General features: G+C 59.4%; 18 protein-coding genes. 1 reads left to right on the forward strand and 17 read right to left on the reverse strand.

Annotated features, from left to right (window positions below):
- Positions 1-386: 386 nt before the first annotated feature.
- Positions 387-2,066, forward strand: coding sequence for a 2-isopropylmalate synthase (leuA, locus tag LOY28_RS24165; RefSeq protein WP_064620129.1), 1,680 nt, complete (start codon positions 387-389; stop codon positions 2,064-2,066).
- A gap of 68 nt (positions 2,067-2,134) precedes the next feature.
- Here the strand turns inward: leuA and LOY28_RS24170 are convergent, their stop codons facing one another.
- The 17 genes from LOY28_RS24170 to iscU form a co-directional block, all read right to left on the reverse strand.
- Positions 2,135-2,926 carry an amidohydrolase gene (locus LOY28_RS24170; RefSeq protein WP_258612652.1) on the reverse strand — a complete coding sequence of 264 codons (792 nt, stop codon included), beginning with the start codon at positions 2,924-2,926 and terminating at the stop codon, positions 2,135-2,137.
- Positions 2,914-4,062 (reverse strand): pyridoxal phosphate-dependent aminotransferase, encoded by a 1,149-nt coding sequence (locus LOY28_RS24175; RefSeq protein ID WP_018927058.1) that lies wholly within the window; start codon positions 4,060-4,062, stop codon positions 2,914-2,916. Before LOY28_RS24175 ends, LOY28_RS24170 begins: the two co-directional genes overlap by 13 nt.
- Before the next feature lie 303 nt (positions 4,063-4,365).
- Entirely contained in the window at positions 4,366-5,838 is a 1,473-nt protein-coding gene (der, locus tag LOY28_RS24180) for a ribosome biogenesis GTPase Der (RefSeq protein WP_018927059.1), read from the reverse strand.
- A gap of 135 nt (positions 5,839-5,973) precedes the next feature.
- Positions 5,974-7,125 (reverse strand): outer membrane protein assembly factor BamB, encoded by a 1,152-nt coding sequence (bamB, locus tag LOY28_RS24185; RefSeq protein WP_064620135.1) that lies wholly within the window; start codon positions 7,123-7,125, stop codon positions 5,974-5,976.
- A complete protein-coding gene (locus LOY28_RS24190) occupies positions 7,118-7,759 on the reverse strand; it encodes a tetratricopeptide repeat protein (RefSeq protein ID WP_018927061.1) in 642 nt (213 codons plus the stop codon). Before LOY28_RS24190 ends, bamB begins: the two co-directional genes overlap by 8 nt.
- A 40-nt stretch (positions 7,760-7,799) precedes the next feature.
- Positions 7,800-9,089: a histidine--tRNA ligase gene (gene hisS, locus LOY28_RS24195; RefSeq protein WP_018927062.1), complete on the reverse strand. Its 1,290-nt coding sequence runs from the start codon at positions 9,087-9,089 to the stop codon at positions 7,800-7,802.
- 37 nt (positions 9,090-9,126) lie between these two features.
- The gene (gene ispG / locus LOY28_RS24200) at positions 9,127-10,236 is read right to left on the reverse strand and encodes a flavodoxin-dependent (E)-4-hydroxy-3-methylbut-2-enyl-diphosphate synthase (protein ID WP_003185136.1); all 1,110 of its coding nucleotides are present in this window, start codon (positions 10,234-10,236) and stop codon (positions 9,127-9,129) included.
- A gap of 3 nt (positions 10,237-10,239) precedes the next feature.
- A complete protein-coding gene (locus LOY28_RS24205; protein ID WP_111454300.1) occupies positions 10,240-11,259 on the reverse strand; it encodes a RodZ family helix-turn-helix domain-containing protein in 1,020 nt (339 codons plus the stop codon).
- The gene (gene pilW, locus LOY28_RS24210; RefSeq protein WP_018927064.1) at positions 11,259-12,017 is read right to left on the reverse strand and encodes a type IV pilus biogenesis/stability protein PilW; all 759 of its coding nucleotides are present in this window, start codon (positions 12,015-12,017) and stop codon (positions 11,259-11,261) included. The genes LOY28_RS24205 and pilW overlap by 1 nt, the downstream gene beginning before the upstream one ends.
- A 12-nt stretch (positions 12,018-12,029) precedes the next feature.
- Positions 12,030-13,178 carry a 23S rRNA (adenine(2503)-C(2))-methyltransferase RlmN gene (gene rlmN / locus LOY28_RS24215; RefSeq protein WP_007941385.1) on the reverse strand — a complete coding sequence of 383 codons (1,149 nt, stop codon included), beginning with the start codon at positions 13,176-13,178 and terminating at the stop codon, positions 12,030-12,032.
- Positions 13,179-13,206: 28 nt separating this feature from the next.
- The gene (gene ndk / locus LOY28_RS24220) at positions 13,207-13,632 is read right to left on the reverse strand and encodes a nucleoside-diphosphate kinase (RefSeq protein WP_018927065.1); all 426 of its coding nucleotides are present in this window, start codon (positions 13,630-13,632) and stop codon (positions 13,207-13,209) included.
- 92 nt (positions 13,633-13,724) lie between these two features.
- Positions 13,725-13,925: a Fe-S cluster assembly protein IscX gene (iscX, locus tag LOY28_RS24225; RefSeq protein ID WP_007941386.1), complete on the reverse strand. Its 201-nt coding sequence runs from the start codon at positions 13,923-13,925 to the stop codon at positions 13,725-13,727.
- A gap of 14 nt (positions 13,926-13,939) precedes the next feature.
- Positions 13,940-14,281 (reverse strand): ISC system 2Fe-2S type ferredoxin, encoded by a 342-nt coding sequence (fdx, locus tag LOY28_RS24230; RefSeq protein WP_018927066.1) that lies wholly within the window; start codon positions 14,279-14,281, stop codon positions 13,940-13,942.
- 3 nt (positions 14,282-14,284) lie between these two features.
- Entirely contained in the window at positions 14,285-16,147 is a 1,863-nt protein-coding gene (gene hscA / locus LOY28_RS24235; RefSeq protein WP_111454301.1) for a Fe-S protein assembly chaperone HscA, read from the reverse strand.
- A 51-nt stretch (positions 16,148-16,198) separates the two neighbouring features.
- Entirely contained in the window at positions 16,199-16,720 is a 522-nt protein-coding gene (hscB, locus tag LOY28_RS24240; RefSeq protein WP_258612653.1) for a co-chaperone HscB, read from the reverse strand.
- A gap of 8 nt (positions 16,721-16,728) precedes the next feature.
- The gene (gene iscA, locus LOY28_RS24245; protein WP_007941391.1) at positions 16,729-17,052 is read right to left on the reverse strand and encodes an iron-sulfur cluster assembly protein IscA; all 324 of its coding nucleotides are present in this window, start codon (positions 17,050-17,052) and stop codon (positions 16,729-16,731) included.
- Positions 17,053-17,086: 34 nt separating this feature from the next.
- Positions 17,087-17,473 carry a Fe-S cluster assembly scaffold IscU gene (gene iscU, locus LOY28_RS24250; RefSeq protein WP_003443374.1) on the reverse strand — a complete coding sequence of 129 codons (387 nt, stop codon included), beginning with the start codon at positions 17,471-17,473 and terminating at the stop codon, positions 17,087-17,089.
- Between the last annotated feature and the right edge of the window lie 77 nt (positions 17,474-17,550).

Raw genomic sequence — 17,550 nt, forward strand, 5'->3', positions numbered from 1 at the left:
GACGGCCTGAGCATCACCGAAACCCGCAGGCAAACCGAACACTCTCAACCCACTCAACCCCTCTTCTATCGATTGCGCATGGCTGAGACACTGCGCAAGCGACAAAACGATCCTGCTTCTTACGAGCAATAAAATCTCGCAAAAACCCGCTTTTCGAGTATTCCTCTCAAAGTTTTTTCGACTGCTTGCCATCCTTTCCCCCCGCGGTTAGGGTTGAAGGCATGAAAACCTCTCACACCCTCATTCAGCTCCGCCAGCACCGCAGCCTGTGCCTCGTCAGTGCACGACTGCCAGGCTGAATCGCGGTGCCTCGTCTGATGCTTTACCAGAACATTTGATCCACCGGCAGGCCGCCTTTTTTCGGCCCACACAATAAGGATTTTCCAATGAGCATGCTCAAAGACCCGTCTTCGAAATACCGCGCGTTCCCGACCATCAACCTGCCGGATCGCACCTGGCCATCGAAGACCATCACTGCAGCGCCGATCTGGTGCAGCTCGGACCTTCGTGACGGCAACCAGTCGTTGATCGAGCCAATGGACGCGGTCAAGAAGCTGCGTTTCTGGAAGACCCTGGTGCAAGTCGGTGTGAAAGAAATCGAAGCCTCGTTCCCGGCTGCTTCGCAAACCGACTTCGACTTCGTGCGTACCCTGATCGAAGGCGGCCACATCCCGGACGACACCACCATTCAGGTGCTGACCCAGGGCCGTGAAGACTTGATCGCGCGCACGTTTGAATCCCTGCGCGGTGCCAAGAAGGCCATCGTTCACCTGTACAACGCGACCTCCCCTTCCTTCCGCCGCATTGTCTTCAACCAGGACAAGGACGGGATCAAGGCCATCGCCGTAAACGCCGCCAAGCTGTTCGTCAAATATGCCGCCCAGCAGCCGGACACCGAGTGGACCTTCGAATACTCGCCAGAAACCTTCAGCGCCACCGAACTGGAATTCGCCAAGGAAGTCTGCGACGCGGTGATCGAGGTGTGGAACCCGACGCCTGAGCACAAGGTGATCCTCAACCTGCCCGCCACCGTCGAATGCGCGACCCCGAACATCTATGCCGACCAGATCGAATGGTTCGGTCGTCACATCAACCGTCGTGACAGCGTGATCATCAGCCTGCACACCCACAACGACCGTGGCACCGGCGTGGCCGCCACCGAGCTGGGCCTGATGGCCGGCGCCGACCGTGTCGAAGGCTGCCTGTTCGGCAACGGCGAGCGTACCGGTAACGTCGATCTCGTCACCGTGGCATTGAACCTCTACACCCAGGGCGTAGACCCTGAGCTGGACTTCTCCGACATCGACGGCGTGCGCAAAGTCGTCGAAGAGTGCAACCAGATTGCGGTGCACCCACGTCACCCGTACGTCGGCGACCTGGTTCACACCGCGTTCTCCGGCTCGCACCAGGATGCAATCCGCAAGGGCTTCGCCCAGCAGCAACCGGACGCCCTGTGGGAAGTGCCGTACCTGCCGATCGACCCGGCCGACATCGGCCGCAGCTACGAGGCGGTGATTCGCGTCAACAGCCAGTCGGGCAAGGGCGGTATCGCTTATCTGCTGGAACAGGAATACGGCATCAGCTTGCCGCGCCGTATGCAAATCGAGTTCAGCCAGGTCGTGCAGCGTGAAACCGATCGCCTGGGCCTGGAGATGACCGCCCAGCAGATCCACGCGCTGCTGCACAGCGAGTACTTGCAGGCCAACACCCCGTACGCGCTGGTCAGCCATCGCCTGCAGGAAGAAAACGGTCACAGCGCCGTGGAAGTCGAAGTTTCCAGCAAAGGTCAGGGCGAAACCAACCTGCACTGGCGCGGCAAGGGCAACGGTGCCCTGGAAGCACTGGTGGCCGGCCTGCCGATCCCGGTGGAAATCATGGACTACAACGAACACGCCATCGGCGCGGGCACCAATGCCAAGGCCGCGGCCTACATTGAATTGCGGGTGAATGGTGAGCGTGCGGTACATGGCGTCGGCATCGATGAAAACATCACCACTGCCAGCTTCAAGGCCCTGTTCAGCGCACTGAACCGCTCCCTGAGCCAGCCGGAAGCGAAAGCGGCGTAAGCTTCGCTGCAAATGCAAAAGGCCCCGGGGTGAAAACCTCGGGGCCTTTTTTGTTGCTCAACGATCGGTCAGGTGAACTCGAAGGTATCCGCATCCAGATTCGCCGGGAACCGTTTGCGATATGCCGCCAGTTCCGCCGCGTCGAGCACGACCTTGAATACGCCATCGGCATCGCCTGCACCGAGCAACGTCTCGCCCTGAAAATCCAGGACCTGACTGTCACCGGTATACGCAAAGCCTTTGCCATCGGTACCGATACGGTTCACCGCCGCCACATAGCAGAGGTTTTCGATCGCCCGTGCCGGCAGCAATCGGTTCCAGTGCTGACGCCGTGTGCCCGGCCAGTTGGCGGTGTACAGCAGCAAGTCAGTGTCTTGCGGATCGCGACTCCAGACCGGGAAGCGCAGGTCGTAGCAAATCAGCGGCCGCACTCGCCAACCCTTCAATTCGAACTGCACCTGACGCTCGCCCGGGGTGTAGTGATTGTTCTCCCCGGCCATGCGGAACAGGTGACGCTTGTCGTAGTGCCACACCTCCCCGTCCGGCCGTACCCACAACAGACGATTGCGATGGCTACCGTCAGCCGCCTGGACGATGATGCTGCCGGTCACCACCGCGCCCAGCTTCGCTGCCTGAGCCCGCATCCATTTACTGGTGGGGCCATTTTCCGGCTCGGCGAGGGTTTCCGATTCCATGGAGAAACCGGTGGTGAACATCTCCGGCAGGATGATCAGGTCCGCACCGCGAGCCTGTTCCAGCAACGGCTCGAAATGCTCCAGATTGGCCTGACGATCGTGCCAGGCCAAGGTGGTCTGGATCAGCGCAAGATTCAGATTGGGCAGAGTACTCAGATCAGGCATAGTTTTGCCGCTGCTTCACGCAGGGTCTCCTCGCGCTTGGCAAAGCACAGACGCACCAGGCGCTGACCTTCAGGTGGAGTCTGGTAGAACACCGAGATCGGAATGCTCGCGACGCCATGCTCGCGGGTCATCCACAGCGCCATCTCGACGTCATTGAGGTCCGGGCGAATCTGCGAGTAATCGACCAACTGGAAATAAGTACCGGCCACGCGGGTAAAACTGAAGCGCGACGGCGTCAGCAGATCGCAGAACAGATCGCGCTTGGCCTGATAGAAGCCCGGCAGCTCTTCGACGTGTTCCGGGTGCTCGGCCATGTAATCGGCCAACGCGTACTGCAACGGCGTCACGCCGCAGAAACTGACGTACTGGTGCACCTTGCGCAGCTCCGCGCTAAGGGCCGGCGGCGCCACGACATAACCGGTTTTCCAACCAGTGACGTGGTACGTCTTGCCGAACGAACTGACCACGAAAGCGCGCTGATACAGCTCTTCATGGGCCAATACGCTGGCGTGAGACACACCGTCGAACACCAGGTGTTCATAGACTTCGTCGCTGATCACATAGATGTCGCGGTCGCGGATCAACGCCGCCAGCTGATCCAGCTCGGCACGGCTGATCAGCGCACCGCTTGGGTTGTGCGGGGTATTGAGGATGATCATCCGCGTGCGCGGGCTCAGGGCTTCGGCGAGCTTCTGGAAGTCGATGGCGAAGTCCTTCAGGCCGAGTTGCACATGCACACAGCGACCACCGGCCAGCTCGACCGAGGGCTCGTAGCTGTCGTAGCACGGATCGAACACGATCACTTCATCGCCGCTGTGGATCACCGCCTGAATCGCGCAGAAGATCGCCTGGGTCGCGCCGGGGGTGACCGTCACTTCGCTGTCGGCATCAACATGCGCGCCGTAGCTGCGAGCGATCTTCGCCGCGATCTGCTGACGCAACGCCGGTAAGCCGGTCATCGGCGAATACTGGTTGTGGCCACTGGCGATATGCCGACCGACCGCATCGCGCAGGGCCTGCGGGCCGTCGAAATCGGGAAAACCCTGGGACAGGTTGATCGCCCCGGTTTGCGTCGCGAGCTGAGACATCTGCGTGAAGATAGTGATGCCGACATTCGGCAGCTTACTGGTGATCATCGGTGATTCCCTGGGCTACACCCGGCTCTAACGGCGGCACGGGAGAGCCCGAGGATAGCCCAAACGACGCCCACAAAAAAAGGGCGCCAACCGGCACCCTTCTTCTAATGTACACCGCATAACTTGTGGCGAGGGAGCTTGTCGGAACGCCGCACCGTCCCGCTCGGCTGCGCAGCAGTCGCAAAACAGCCGATGCGTTCCAACTGAACGATCTCGGTTGCAGATACTGGGGCCGCTTCGCAGTCCAGCGGGAGCAAGCTCCCTCGCCACAACAAGCCCTCACAAAAAGAGTGAGGCCTTGAATCAGCGCTTGTCGCGGCGCTTCTTGTCGGCCTTTTTGTGGTGCGACATCAAACGACGCTTCTTGTTGACCTGACGGTCGGTGAGCGAGTTCTTGTTGCCTTCGTACGGGTTCTCGCCGCCCTTGAACTCGATGCGGATCGGCGTACCGACCAGCTTGAGCACACGACGGTAAGTGTTTTCCAGGTAACGGACGTAAGACTTCGGCACCTTCTCGATCTGGTTACCGTGGATCACGATGATCGGCGGGTTCGCACCACCCAAGTGGGCATAACGCAGCTTGATCCGGCGGTTGTTGACCATCGGAGGCGCGTGCTCGCCGACCGCATCTTCCAGAATCTGGGTCAGGCGGTTGGTCGGCCAGCGGGTGACCGCGGACTTGAACGAGTTCTGTACCGACGCGTAGAGATTACCTACGCCAGTGCCGTGCAGGGCCGAGATGAAGTGGATGTCGGCGAAGTCGACGAAGAACAGTCGACGTTGCAGCTCGACCTTCACGAAGTCGCGCTCGCTCGGCGTCATGCCGTCCCACTTGTTGATCGCGATCACCAGCGCACGACCGGCTTCAAGGGCAAAGCCCAGCAGGTTGAGGTCGTGGTCCACCACGCCTTCGCGGGCGTCCATCACGAAGATCACCACGTTGGCGTCTTTGATCGCCTGCAGGGTTTTGACCACGGAGAACTTTTCGACTTCTTCGTGAATCTTGCCGCGCTTGCGCACACCCGCGGTGTCGATCAGCGTGTACTTCTCATCGTTACGCTCAAACGGGATGTAGATACTGTCGCGGGTAGTACCGGGCTGGTCATACACGATCACCCGGTCTTCACCGAGCATGCGGTTGACCAGGGTCGACTTGCCGACGTTCGGACGACCGATGATGGCGATCTTGATACCGTCTTTTTCGCTTGGGCCAGGAATGCGCTTGGCTTCCTCACCTTCGGCAACGATCTCTTCCTCTTCGCCTTCTTGCGGTTCTTCTTCGTCTTTCGGGAAGTCGCTCAGGGCGATTTCCAGCATCTGGGTGATGCCACGACCATGGGCACCGGCGATCGGGATCGCGTGGCCCATGCCCAACGGGGCGAATTCGGCGCGGGCCATTTCAGGGTCGATGTTGTCGACCTTGTTGGCGACCACGTAGGAACGCTTGTTACGCTTGCGCAAGTGCTCGGCGATCATCTGGTCAGCGGCGGTAAAACCGGCCTTGGCATCTACCAGGAACAGAACGACATCCGCTTCTTCAATGGCCAGCAGCGACTGCTCGGCCATTTTTTCGTCCATACCGTGCTCGTCACCGGAGATACCGCCAGTGTCGACCAGAATGTAGGAACGCCCTTGCCACTTGGCCTCACCGTATTGGCGATCACGGGTCAGACCGGACAAGTCGCCGACGATGGCGTCGCGAGTCCTGGTCAGGCGGTTGAACAAGGTGGACTTGCCGACGTTCGGTCGGCCCACCAGGGCGATTACGGGAACCATGCGGCTCTCCACTTCGTTATTTCAGAAAATACAAAAGCCGCTGCGAGGCAGCGGCTGGTGCTCGGGGCAGCGCTTGAAAGCGCTGCGAGCCTTGCAGAACAAGGCCGCTTGGGGGTTAAACCCCAAGCATAGTCTTTACTTGATGGTCAGGGCTTCCAGTTTGCCGCTGTTGCCATACACATAAATCGTGTCACCCACCACCAGCGGACGGGCACGCAGGCCGTCGCTGTCGATGCGCTCGCGGCCGACGAAACGACCGTCCACCTGACTCAGCAGGTGCAGGTAACCTTCCAGGTCACCGACTGCAACGTAGCTGGAGAACACTTCCGGAGCCGACAGTTGGCGGCGGGCCAGCGAATCGTTGCTCCACAATGCAGTGGTGGAACGCTCGTCGACGCCTTCAACAGTGCCCGAAGACAGGCTCACATAGACGCTGCCAAAACCCTGGGCGACGCCGGCATAGCTGGAAGCATCACGCTGCCAGAGCTGACGACCGCTTTCCAGGTCCAGTGCCGCGACGCGACCCTGGTAGCTGGCGACATACAGTGTACCGCCGGACAGCAGCAAGCCACCGTCGATATCGACCACACGCTCCAGCTCCGAACGACCTTGTGGAATCGCTACACGCTGTTCCCAAACCGGCACGCCGTTGGACACATCAAGAGCAACCACTTTACCGGTCGACAGGCCAGCCACCGCGAGGCGGTTGGTGACGATCGGTGCGCTGGTGCCGCGCAGGGTCAGGACCGCTGGCGTGCTGTCATACAACCAGCGCTGGTTGCCGGTAGAGGCATCCAGACCGATCAGACGGTCATCCTGGGTCTGAACCACAACAACGTCACCGTTGGTGGCCGGTGGTGCGAGAACTTCGCTGGTCACGCGAGCGCGCCATTTCTCTTCACCGCTGCTGGCATCCAGGGCAACGATTTCACCCTTGAGCGTGCCGATCATGACCAGACCGTAACCCACGCCAACGGCGCCGGAGACAGGAAGTTTGAGATCTTTCTTCCACTTGACGTCGCCATTGCTGCGATCCATCGCCATCACCACACCGGTGACGTCGGCGGCATAGATGGTATCGCCATCGATCGCCGGAACCAGCATGTTGTAGGTTTCGCCCTGACCGTTACCGATCGAACGACTCCACTGCTTGTGCAGAACCACTTCTTCCTTGAAGTCGGTCAGCTCGGCCGGTGGCAACTCTTTTTTGCTGTTGCTGCTGCAACCCGCGGCCAGAATGGCCAGAGCCAGCAATGCTGCATGTTTCCAACGGATCACGTCACGCATCCCCTTTGGCCAGGTCGTCCAGCTTGATTTGTAGGCCACCGACCGCCGCTTCATCCGACAGTGCCGCCTTGGCTTTTTGATACGCTGCGTTCGCTTCGTCGGTACGACCCAGTTGCACCAGCAAGTCGCCCTTGAGTTCTTCGCGAGTGGCCAGGAAGGCCTTGTCGGCATCGCCTTCGAGCAGTTTCAGGGCTTCATCGACCTTGTTCTGCGCGGCCAGCACCTGCGCCAGGCGCTGACGGGCGATTTCACCCAGAGCCGGGTTGGCCGGTTTGTCGACAATGGCTTTCAGCTCGCTGGCTGCGTCGTCCAGCTTGCCGCTGTCGACCGCGACTTTCGCCACGAACAGGCTGCCGTATTGCGCGTAGGCAGTGCCGCCGAACTCGCTGTTGAGCTTGCCGGCCAGATCCGAAACACGTGCAGCATCAGGCTTGCCGTCAGGCGTCAGCGTGGTTTCCAGCAATTGCTGGTAGAGAATCGAGGCGCCTTGCGACTGATTGCTCTGATACTTCTGAAAGGCCTGCCAGCCGAACACGATGACCAGCGCCAACAGGCCGCCAGTAACCAGGGGCTTGCCGTTGCGTGTCCACCACTCCTTCAACTCCGCCACATGTTCGTCTTCGGTACTCGACACCCCAATACTCCTTAATCGCTAAATCGGCTGTTTGACAGCTTCAACCCTGCACGACGCAGGTGGCCAGGTGTGCAGCAAGCGCATCCCAGGCAATGCTTTGTTGTTCGCCCTGGCCACGCAGGGGTTTGAAACCTACCACTTGCTGGGCCATTTCGTCGTCACCGAGGATCAATGCGTACAGCGCACCGCTCTTGTCGGCTTTCTTGAACTGGCTTTTGAAGCTGCCGCCCCCGGCATTGATTTGCAGGCGCAGGTTGGGCAGTTGATCACGAACACGCTCGCTCAGGGTCAGACCGGCCAGCTCGGCGGCTTCACCGAAGGCGCAGAGGTAGACGTCAACCTGACGGGAGATCTCTTCGGGGATCTGCTCCAGAGTTTCAAGCAGCAGCACCAGACGCTCGATGCCCATGGCGAAACCGACGCCCGGGGTCGGCTTGCCGCCCATCTGCTCCACCAGACCGTCGTAACGACCACCGGCACATACCGTGCCCTGGGCGCCCAATTGGTCGGTGACCCATTCGAATACGGTCTTGCTGTAGTAATCCAGCCCGCGAACCAGCTTCGGGTTGATCACATAAGGAATGCCGGCGGCGTCCAGGCGAGCCTTGAGGCCCTCGAAGTGCACGCGGGATTCTTCGTCGAGGTAGTCGGCCATTTTCGGCGCGTCGGCCAGCACCGCTTGAGTGTCGGCGTTCTTGGTATCCAGGACCCGCAGCGGGTTGGTCTTCAGACGGCGCTGGCTGTCTTCGTCCAGTTGATCCAGGCGAGCGGTCAGGTACTCGACCAGTGCTTCGCGATAACGACCACGGGATTCGGCAGTGCCCAGGCTGTTGAGTTCGAGCTTGACCGCATCGCGGATACCCAACTCGCCCCACAGGCGCCAGGTCAGCACGATCAGCTCGGCGTCGATGTCCGGACCGTCGAGGTTGAAGACTTCACAACCAATCTGGTGGAACTGGCGATAACGGCCTTTCTGCGGACGTTCGTGGCGGAACATCGGGCCGATGTACCAGAGTTTCTGCACCTGGCCGCCGCCGGTAATGCCGTGTTCGAGCACCGCACGCACGCAGGCCGCTGTGCCTTCAGGGCGCAGGGTCAGGGAATCGCCGTTGCGGTCTTCGAAGGTGTACATCTCTTTTTCGACGATGTCGGTCACTTCACCGATGGAGCGCTTGAACAGCTCGGTGAACTCGACGATCGGCATGCGGATCTGCTTGTAACCGTAGTTATCCAGCAAACGCGAAACGGTGCCCTCGAAATGACGCCACAGGGGAGTCTGTTCGGGCAGGATGTCGTTCATGCCACGAATGGCTTGCAGAGACTTGCTCACTTTAAATCCTTAAATTCGTTCGGCTCTTCAGTCAGGCTCAGCCGCGAGCGATTACAGCCGCGTCGGCTTCGACCTTTTCGGCCGCTTTCTGGCGGATCAAGCGTTCAAGCTCATCCACCAGATTGTCATTCGTCAGTTTCTGCGACGGCTTGCCGTCGATGTAAATCAGGTTTGGTGTGCCGCCGGTCAAGCCAATATGGGCTTCCTTGGCTTCACCCGGCCCGTTGACCACGCAACCGATTACCGCGACATCCAGCGGCACCAGCAAGTCTTCGAGGCGCCCTTCCAGCTCGTTCATGGTTTTGACCACATCGAAGTTCTGCCGCGAGCAGCTCGGGCAGGCGATGAAGTTGATGCCACGGGAACGCAGGTGCAGGGATTTGAGAATGTCGTAGCCGACTTTCACTTCCTCGACCGGGTCGGCCGCCAACGAGATGCGAATAGTATCGCCAATCCCTTCGGCGAGCAGCATACCGAGGCCCACGGCGGATTTCACTGTGCCTGAACGCAAACCACCGGCTTCGGTGATGCCCAGGTGCAACGGCTGGACGATTTCCTTGGCCAGCAAGCGGTAGGCTTCAACGGCCATGAACACGTCGGAAGCTTTTACGCTGACCTTGAAGTCCTGGAAATTGAGGCGTTCGAGGTGTTCGACGTGACGCAGGGCGGACTCGACCAGCGCGGCCGGAGTCGGCTCACCATATTTCTTTTGCAGGTCTTTTTCCAGGGAACCGGCGTTCACGCCGATACGGATTGGAATCCCGCGATCACGGGCGGCATCGACCACCGCACGTACGCGGTCTTCACGACCGATGTTGCCTGGGTTGATGCGCAGGCAATCGACGCCCAGTTCGGCTACGCGCAGAGCGATCCTGTAGTCGAAGTGGATGTCAGCCACCAACGGCACCTTGACCAGTTGCTTGATCTTGCCGAAGGCTTCGGCGGCGTCCATGTCCGGCACCGAAACCCGAACGATATCGACGCCGGCGGCTTCCAGACGATTGATCTGGGCCACGGTGGCGGCCACGTCATTGGTGTCGCTGTTGGTCATGCTCTGCACAGCGATGGGCGCATCGCCGCCAACAGGCACGTTACCGACCCAGATTTTCCGGGATTCGCGACGCTTGATTGGAGATTCGCCGTGCATGACTTATTGACCTAACTTCAGGCGAGCAGTCTCGCCACTGGTGAACGGAGCGACATCAACCACCTGCCCGTTGTAGCTGACCTGCGCGCCACGGGCAAAGCCCAGACGCACGGCAAAGGGCGGCTTGCCGCTGACGGAAACACTTTCGCCTTTACGCTTGAGACCACTCAACAACACTTTACCCGTGCCGTCGGTCACTTGAGTCCAGCAATCGGCGCTGAATTGCAGTTGAACCTGGCCCTGGCCCGCAACCGGAGCTGCTGGAGCAGCAGCTGCAACGGCCGGCGCAATCGGAGCCGTCGCAACCGCTGCCGGTACAGCGGCAACAACTGGCGCTGCCGGTGTCGCGACAACCGGAGCAGTATTGTGGGCCGGAGCCGCAGGTGTTGCTACCGGGGCTGCTGGAGCGGGTGTTGGCGCCGGCGCGCTTGCTTCGGCGTTGGCAGGCTCCTCCGCCTGCGGCAACGCCAGAGGCGTTTCACCTTCAGACTCACCCTGCGCAACCGCCTGGTCTTCCGGCTCGTCCAGCGGATGGATCTGGGTGGTGCCATCGGCGCCTTCGACTTCAACGTGTTCCGGAGCCAGGCTGACCAGGTCCTTGGTGCGCGATGAGGTTTGATCCTGCCACCAGACAAAACCACCACCAATCACCGCGATCAGCAACAGCAGGCTGACAATTCGCAAAATGGTGTGGGAAACCCGAACCGGCTCTTCGATACGCCCCAGGCTGTGGACGTTGCTGCCCTGGGAGTCGGTGCCGGTGGATTGGTCGAACTGCTGAACCAGAACAGCCTGGTCCATGCCCAGCAATTTGGCGTACGCGCGAATATAGCCACGAGCAAAGGTGTGGCCAGGCAGCTTGTCAAAAGCGCCGGCTTCCAGATTACTCAGGGAATTGACGGTGAGGTTGAGCTTGAGGGCCACTTCGGCCAGCGACCAGCCATTGCTTTCGCGGGCCTGGCGCAAAGTCTCACCGGGGTTAACGCGATTCGCTGCTACAACTTCGGGATGCGCCGCTTTCATCATTGCTCCGACAGGTATTGCTGATATTCCGGCGTACCGGGATAGAGTCGTTTTAATTGCAGGCCATAACTGGCGGCCTTGTCGCGATCTTCAAACACTTTTGCCAGCCGAACGCCGAGCAATAGACTACGTGCATTTTGCTCGGTGAGCAGGCTAAAACGATCGTAATAGTCACGCGCGGGCACATAATGCCTGTCTTCGAATGACAACTCAGCCATTTCCAGCAAGGCACGTGGCTGTTGGCGGTTCAAACGCAGGGCTTTTTCCAGTTGCTGGCGAGCCAGGTCACGCTGGCCCAGCTTTGAAGCGGTCATGCCGAGGTTCTCGAAAACCCGCGAACGCTCAGGATACAGAGTATCGGCGGCCGCCTGTTCAAAGCGCTCGTACGCCTCTTTGTAACGTTTTTCTTCGAACAGAAAACTGCCGTAGTTGTTCAGGATTCGCGCATCGGCGGGACGGGAAGACAGCGCCTTGCGAAAATGCTGATCGGCCAGTTCCGGCTCCATCTCGGCCTGGAACACCAGCCCCAAGGCCGCGTTGGCGTCAGCATCCGAGTCATCCAGTTCCAACGCCTTCTTCAGCGGGACCTTGGCGCGCTCGGTCATGCCCTGCTGCAAGTACCCCAGGCCCAGCTGCACGTAGGCGGCACGCGCTTCATCACGGCCCTTGCTGGTCTTCATCGGGTTGAAATCGCCCGACAGGACACAACCAGCACACAGGCTGGCCAACAGCACAAGCAGCGCGAAGCGCAGGGACATAGAGATCCTCTCTTAATTATTGTTCGCAGCGTTTTGCGGCATATCGTTGTCGGCGCTCAACTCACGCACGGCGATATAACGTTCGCTGCGACGGGTGCGATCCAGCACCTGCCCTACCAATTGGCCACACGCGGCATCGATGTCTTCACCGCGAGTGGTACGCACGGTGACGTTGAAGCCTGCATGGTGAAGCTGATCCTGGAAACGGCGAATCGCATTGTTGCTCGGACGCTCGTAACCGGAGTGCGGGAACGGGTTGAACGGAATCAGGTTGATCTTGCACGGAACATTCTTGAGCAACTCGATCATTTCGACCGCGTGTTCGACCTTGTCATTGATGTCCTTGAGCAAGGTGTACTCGATGGTCAGTACGCGCTTTTCGCCCAGGGACGACATGTAGCGCTGACACGATTCCAGCAGCATCTTAAGCGGATACTTCTTGTTGATCGGCACCAATTGGTTACGCAATGCGTCATTTGGTGCGTGCAGGGACAACGCCAGGGAAACATCGATGTGCTTGGACAGCTCATCGATCATCGGCACCACACCCGAAGTCGACAGGGTTACGCGGCGCTTGGAGATGCCATAGCCCAGGTCATCCATCATCAGATGCATGGCGGCCACGACGTTGTCGAAGTTCAGCAGCGGCTCACCCATGCCCATCATCACCACGTTGGTGATGGCACGGTCGACGGTTGCCGGGACGCTGCCAAAGGATTTGTTGGCAATCCACACCTGGCCGATGACTTCCGCGGCGGTGAGGTTGCTATTGAAACCTTGCTTGCCGGTGGAGCAGAAACTGCAGTCCAGGGCACAGCCTGCCTGGGACGAAACGCACAAGGTGCCGCGTTTGCCCTGGGGAATGTAAACGGTCTCGACGCAGCTGCCGGACGCCACGCGCACCACCCACTTACGGGTACCGTCGCTGGAGATGTCCTCGCTGACCACTTCCGGACCACGAATTTCAGCAACAGCCTTGAGCTTTTCGCGCAGGGCCTTGCTGACGTTCGTCATGGCGTCGAAATCATCGACGCCAAAGTGGTGAATCCATTTCATTACCTGACCGGCACGGAAACGCTTCTCCCCGATCGAGTCGAAGAATTTTTCCATTTCCTGTTGAGTCAGACCCAGCAGGTTGGTTTTTACAGTCGATGTAGTCATGGATTCACCTTCACTCTTAAGCCAATGCTTAGCGAGTGGTTACTTCAGTAGCTGCGAAGAAGTACGAGATTTCGCGAGCAGCAGCGGCTTCGGAGTCCGAACCGTGTACGGCGTTGGCGTCGATGGAATCAGCGAAGTCAGCGCGGATGGTGCCAGGAGCAGCTTCTTTAGGGTTGGTAGCGCCCATCAGCTCACGGTTCAGAGCGATAGCGTTTTCGCCTTCCAGAACCTGAACGACAACCGGACCGGAAATCATGAAAGCAACCAGGTCGTTGAAGAAACCACGAGCGCTGTGCTCAGCGTAGAAGCCTTCAGCTTCGGCTTTGGACAGTTGCTTCAGTTTCGAAGCTACAACGCGCAGGCCTGCTTTTTCGAAACGAGTGGTGATCTCGCCGATGACATTTTTAGCAACAGCGTCAGGCTTGATGATGGAGAAAGTACGTTGAACAGCCATGGTGTAACTCCAGAAACGGTAATTTGCGAAAAATTAAACCCGCGAATTATACGCGGGTTCTTTGGTATTGCCTAACTGCGTACGGTGCAGACTCAGTCTGCTTCTTCGATCCAGGCGGCCTGAATGGCTTCAAGCACCTTCTCGCCACCGCGTGTCGGATCATCACTGAACTCCGGCAATGCCAGCACCCACTGGTGCAGATCGACGAAGTTCACGTAACGCGGGTCCACATCCGGCTTTGACTCAGCCAGCTGGATCGCGATTTCCAGCACATCAACCCATTTCAGGCTCATGAAAGTTCCTTGAATCAGTGCGGCGCTTCGGCGGCATGGTTGAGCGAGTATTTCGGAATTTCGACGGTCAGGTCTTCAGTCCCGACTTTTGCCTGACAGGCCAGACGCGACTGGGCTTCCAGCCCCCAAGCCTTATCAAGATAGTCTTCCTCCAGCTCATCAGCCTCTTCCAGCGAGTCGAAACCCTCACGAATGATGCAGTGACAAGTGGTGCACGCGCAGACGCCGCCACAGGCGCTTTCCATCTCGATATGGTGTTCATGGGCCAGCTCGAGAATGGATATGCCGGGCTCAGCCTCCACAACCATGCCTTCCGGGCAAAACTTCTCGTGTGGCAGAAAAATGACCTGCGGCATCAATTATTCCTCGATTTCATTCAGATTGCGCCCCGCCAGAGCGGCTTTCACCGTCGAGTCCAGGCGGCGGGCAGCAAAGGCATCGGTCACTTGCGACAGACGTTTGGTCTGCTGCTCAATGGCGTAACCATCGGTGCCTTTCATCAATTCGGTCAGTTCCTGCATCTGCAATTCGATGACCATGCGCTCTTCGGCGTCGAGCAAGCGTTCGCCGTCGACATCCAGAGCGCCCTGCACTGCTTCGATCAGGCGCTGGGCATCGACCTGCTGCTCACGCAATACGCGGGCGACCTTGTCGTCATTGGCGTGCTGGAACGAATCCTTGAGCATTTTGGCGATTTCGCCGTCGGTCAGGCCGTAGGACGGTTTGACCTGAATGCTGGCTTCGACACCCGAACCCAATTCGCGGGCCGAGACACTGAGCAGACCGTCGGCATCGACCTGGAAGGTCACGCGAATTTTCGCCGCACCAGCAACCATCGCTGGAATACCGCGCAATTCGAAGCGTGCCAGGGAGCGGCAGTCGCTGATCAACTCACGCTCGCCCTGCAATACGTGGATCGCCATGGCCGACTGGCCGTCTTTATAAGTGGTGAAGTCCTGGGCCCGGGCGACAGGGATGGTGGTGTTGCGCGGAATCACCTTCTCCATCAGGCCGCCCATGGTTTCCAGCCCCAGGGACAACGGAATCACGTCGAGCAACAGCAGTTCGCCGCCGTCACGCTTATTGCCAGCCAGGGTATCGGCCTGGATCGCGGCACCGATGGCCACGACTTGGTCCGGGTCGATTTCGGTCAGCGGTTCGCGACCGAAGGCTTGCGCAACGGCTTCGCGAACGCGCGGTACGCGAGTCGAGCCGCCGACCATGACCACCGCATGAACGTCTTCCAGCTCAATGCCGGAATCACGCACCGCGCGACGACAGGCTTTCAGGCTGCGGGCAACCATCGGCTCGATCAGCGCATTGAACGCTTCACGGGTCAGCCCGGCCTTCCAGTCGCCATACGCGACTTCGACGGACGAGGCACTGGTCAGGGATTCTTTGGCCGCACACGCGGTTTGCAACAGATTGCGTTGCTCGCCCGGATCGAGGTCGGCCGACAGACCAGCACTCTCGATGATCCAGCCAGCAATGGCGTGATCGAAGTCATCACCACCCAAAGCGCTGTCGCCGCCGGTAGCCAGCACTTCGAACACACCGCCGGTCAGACGCAGAATCGAAATATCAAAGGTGCCGCCGCCCAGGTCATAAATGGCAACCAGGCCTTCAGCCTGCTGATCCAGACCGTAAGCCACCGCAGCAGCGGTCGGTTCATTGAGCAAGCGCAGCACGTTCAGGCCGGCCAGCTTGGCCGCATCCTTGGTGGCTTGACGCTGAGCATCATCGAAATAGGCCGGAACGGTGATCACTGCGCCGACCAGTTCGCCACCCAAGGTCGCTTCGGCACGCTGACGCAGCACCTTGAGGATATCGGCAGAGACTTCGACCGGGCTTTTCGGGCCTTGCACCGTGTCGATGAACGGCATGTGCGACTCGCCGTCGACAAAACGGTATGGCAGCTGATCGCCCAACTGCTTGACGTCGGACAAACCACGCCCCATCAAGCGCTTGACCGACAGCACAGTGTTCAGAGGATCGGTAGCGGCAGCCAGTTTGGCCGATTCGCCGACCTCGACGCGATCGGCGTGATAGCGCACGGCAGACGGCAGGATAACCCGCCCTTGCGCATCGGCCAGAGGCTCGGAAAGACCACTGCGCAATGCAGCGACCAGCGAATTGGTAGTGCCCAAGTCGATCCCCACAGCCAGACGACGCTGGTGCGGTTGAGGACTTTGGCCGGGTTCGGCGATCTGCAGTAGGGCCATCGTGATCAGGACTTATCTGTATATCAGGCGTGCGACCGGAGCGGCACTGGGTTAATCGTCGAGGCGCTCTTCTAACTGGCGCACTTCGTAGGTGAGCTTGTCGAGGAACTGCATGCGCCGCATCAGGCGTTCGGCCCGCTCGCGTTGCGCCGCATCATTCCAGCAAGCTGCGAAGCTATGGTTCAGTTCATCCTGAGCTGCCTTGAGGCGGCGCTTGAACGTGGCGATACCCGCCATGTCGGCGCTGTCCTGCAGATCCTCGAGCTCTTCACGCAACTCCATCTGCTGCAGAAGAAACTCCGGATCATGCACCGTGACCTCCAGCGGCAACTCGCCACCACTCAATGCGAGCAAGTATCGCGCGCGCTTGGGGGGGCTTTTGAGCGTCTGGTAGGCCTCGTTGAGGCTCGCGGATTGCTCGAGCGCCAGCCGCTGCTCACGCTCGGAAGCGTCGGCAAAGCGGTCCGGATGAACGCCGCGCGCCAACTCACGGTAGCGCGTAGCCAGCTGATCGAGGTCCAGATTGAAACTCGGTTGCAGCTCAAATAAAGCGAAATGACAAGGAGTACCCACGAGTAGCCTCAGATATTGAAGCTTTCGCCGCAGCCACACTCACCGCGCACGTTGGGGTTGTTGAACTTGAAGCCTTCGTTCAACCCTTCCTTGACGAAATCAAGCTCGGTGCCGTCCAGGTAGGCCAGGCTTTTCGGGTCGATGATCACTTTCTCGCCGTGACTTTCGAACACCTGATCGTCCGCGCCCACCTCGTCGACAAACTCCAGCACATAGGCAAGGCCGGAACAGCCCGTGGTGCGAACACCCAGACGAATCCCATCACCCTTGCCGCGCCCGTTGAGGGAGCGTCGCACGTGTTGAGCAGCCGCTTCTGTCATGCTGATAGCCATCGGTGACTCCTTACTCGTCGCCAAATCTTGAAAGTCAGATCAAGCCTTTCTTCTGCTTGTAGTCGCGAACGGCCGCCTTGATAGCGTCTTCAGCGAGTACAGAGCAGTGAATTTTCACTGGCGGCAGGGCCAGTTCTTCGGCCAGTTGAGTGTTCTTGATGGTCTCTGCTTCATCCAGAGTCTTGCCTTTCATCCACTCGGTCGCCAGGGAGCTGGAGGCGATTGCCGAACCGCAACCGTAAGTCTTGAACTTGGCGTCTTCGATGATGCCTTGTTCGTTGACCTTGATCTGCAGACGCATCACGTCACCGCACGCCGGAGCGCCGACCATGCCGGTGCCGACATCAGGATCTTCTGCATCCATCTTGCCGACGTTGCGCGGGTTCTCGTAGTGGTCGATGACCTTTTCGCTGTAAGCCATGATTCTTAATCCTCACTCATCAGGAGTCGCTCTTGAAGCCCTGCCAATCGTGGATTCGCAGGGCCCGGTTGCGGCGA

It is taken from the genome of Pseudomonas sp. B21-017, assembly GCF_024749245.1.
Lineage (GTDB): Bacteria > Pseudomonadota > Gammaproteobacteria > Pseudomonadales > Pseudomonadaceae > Aquipseudomonas.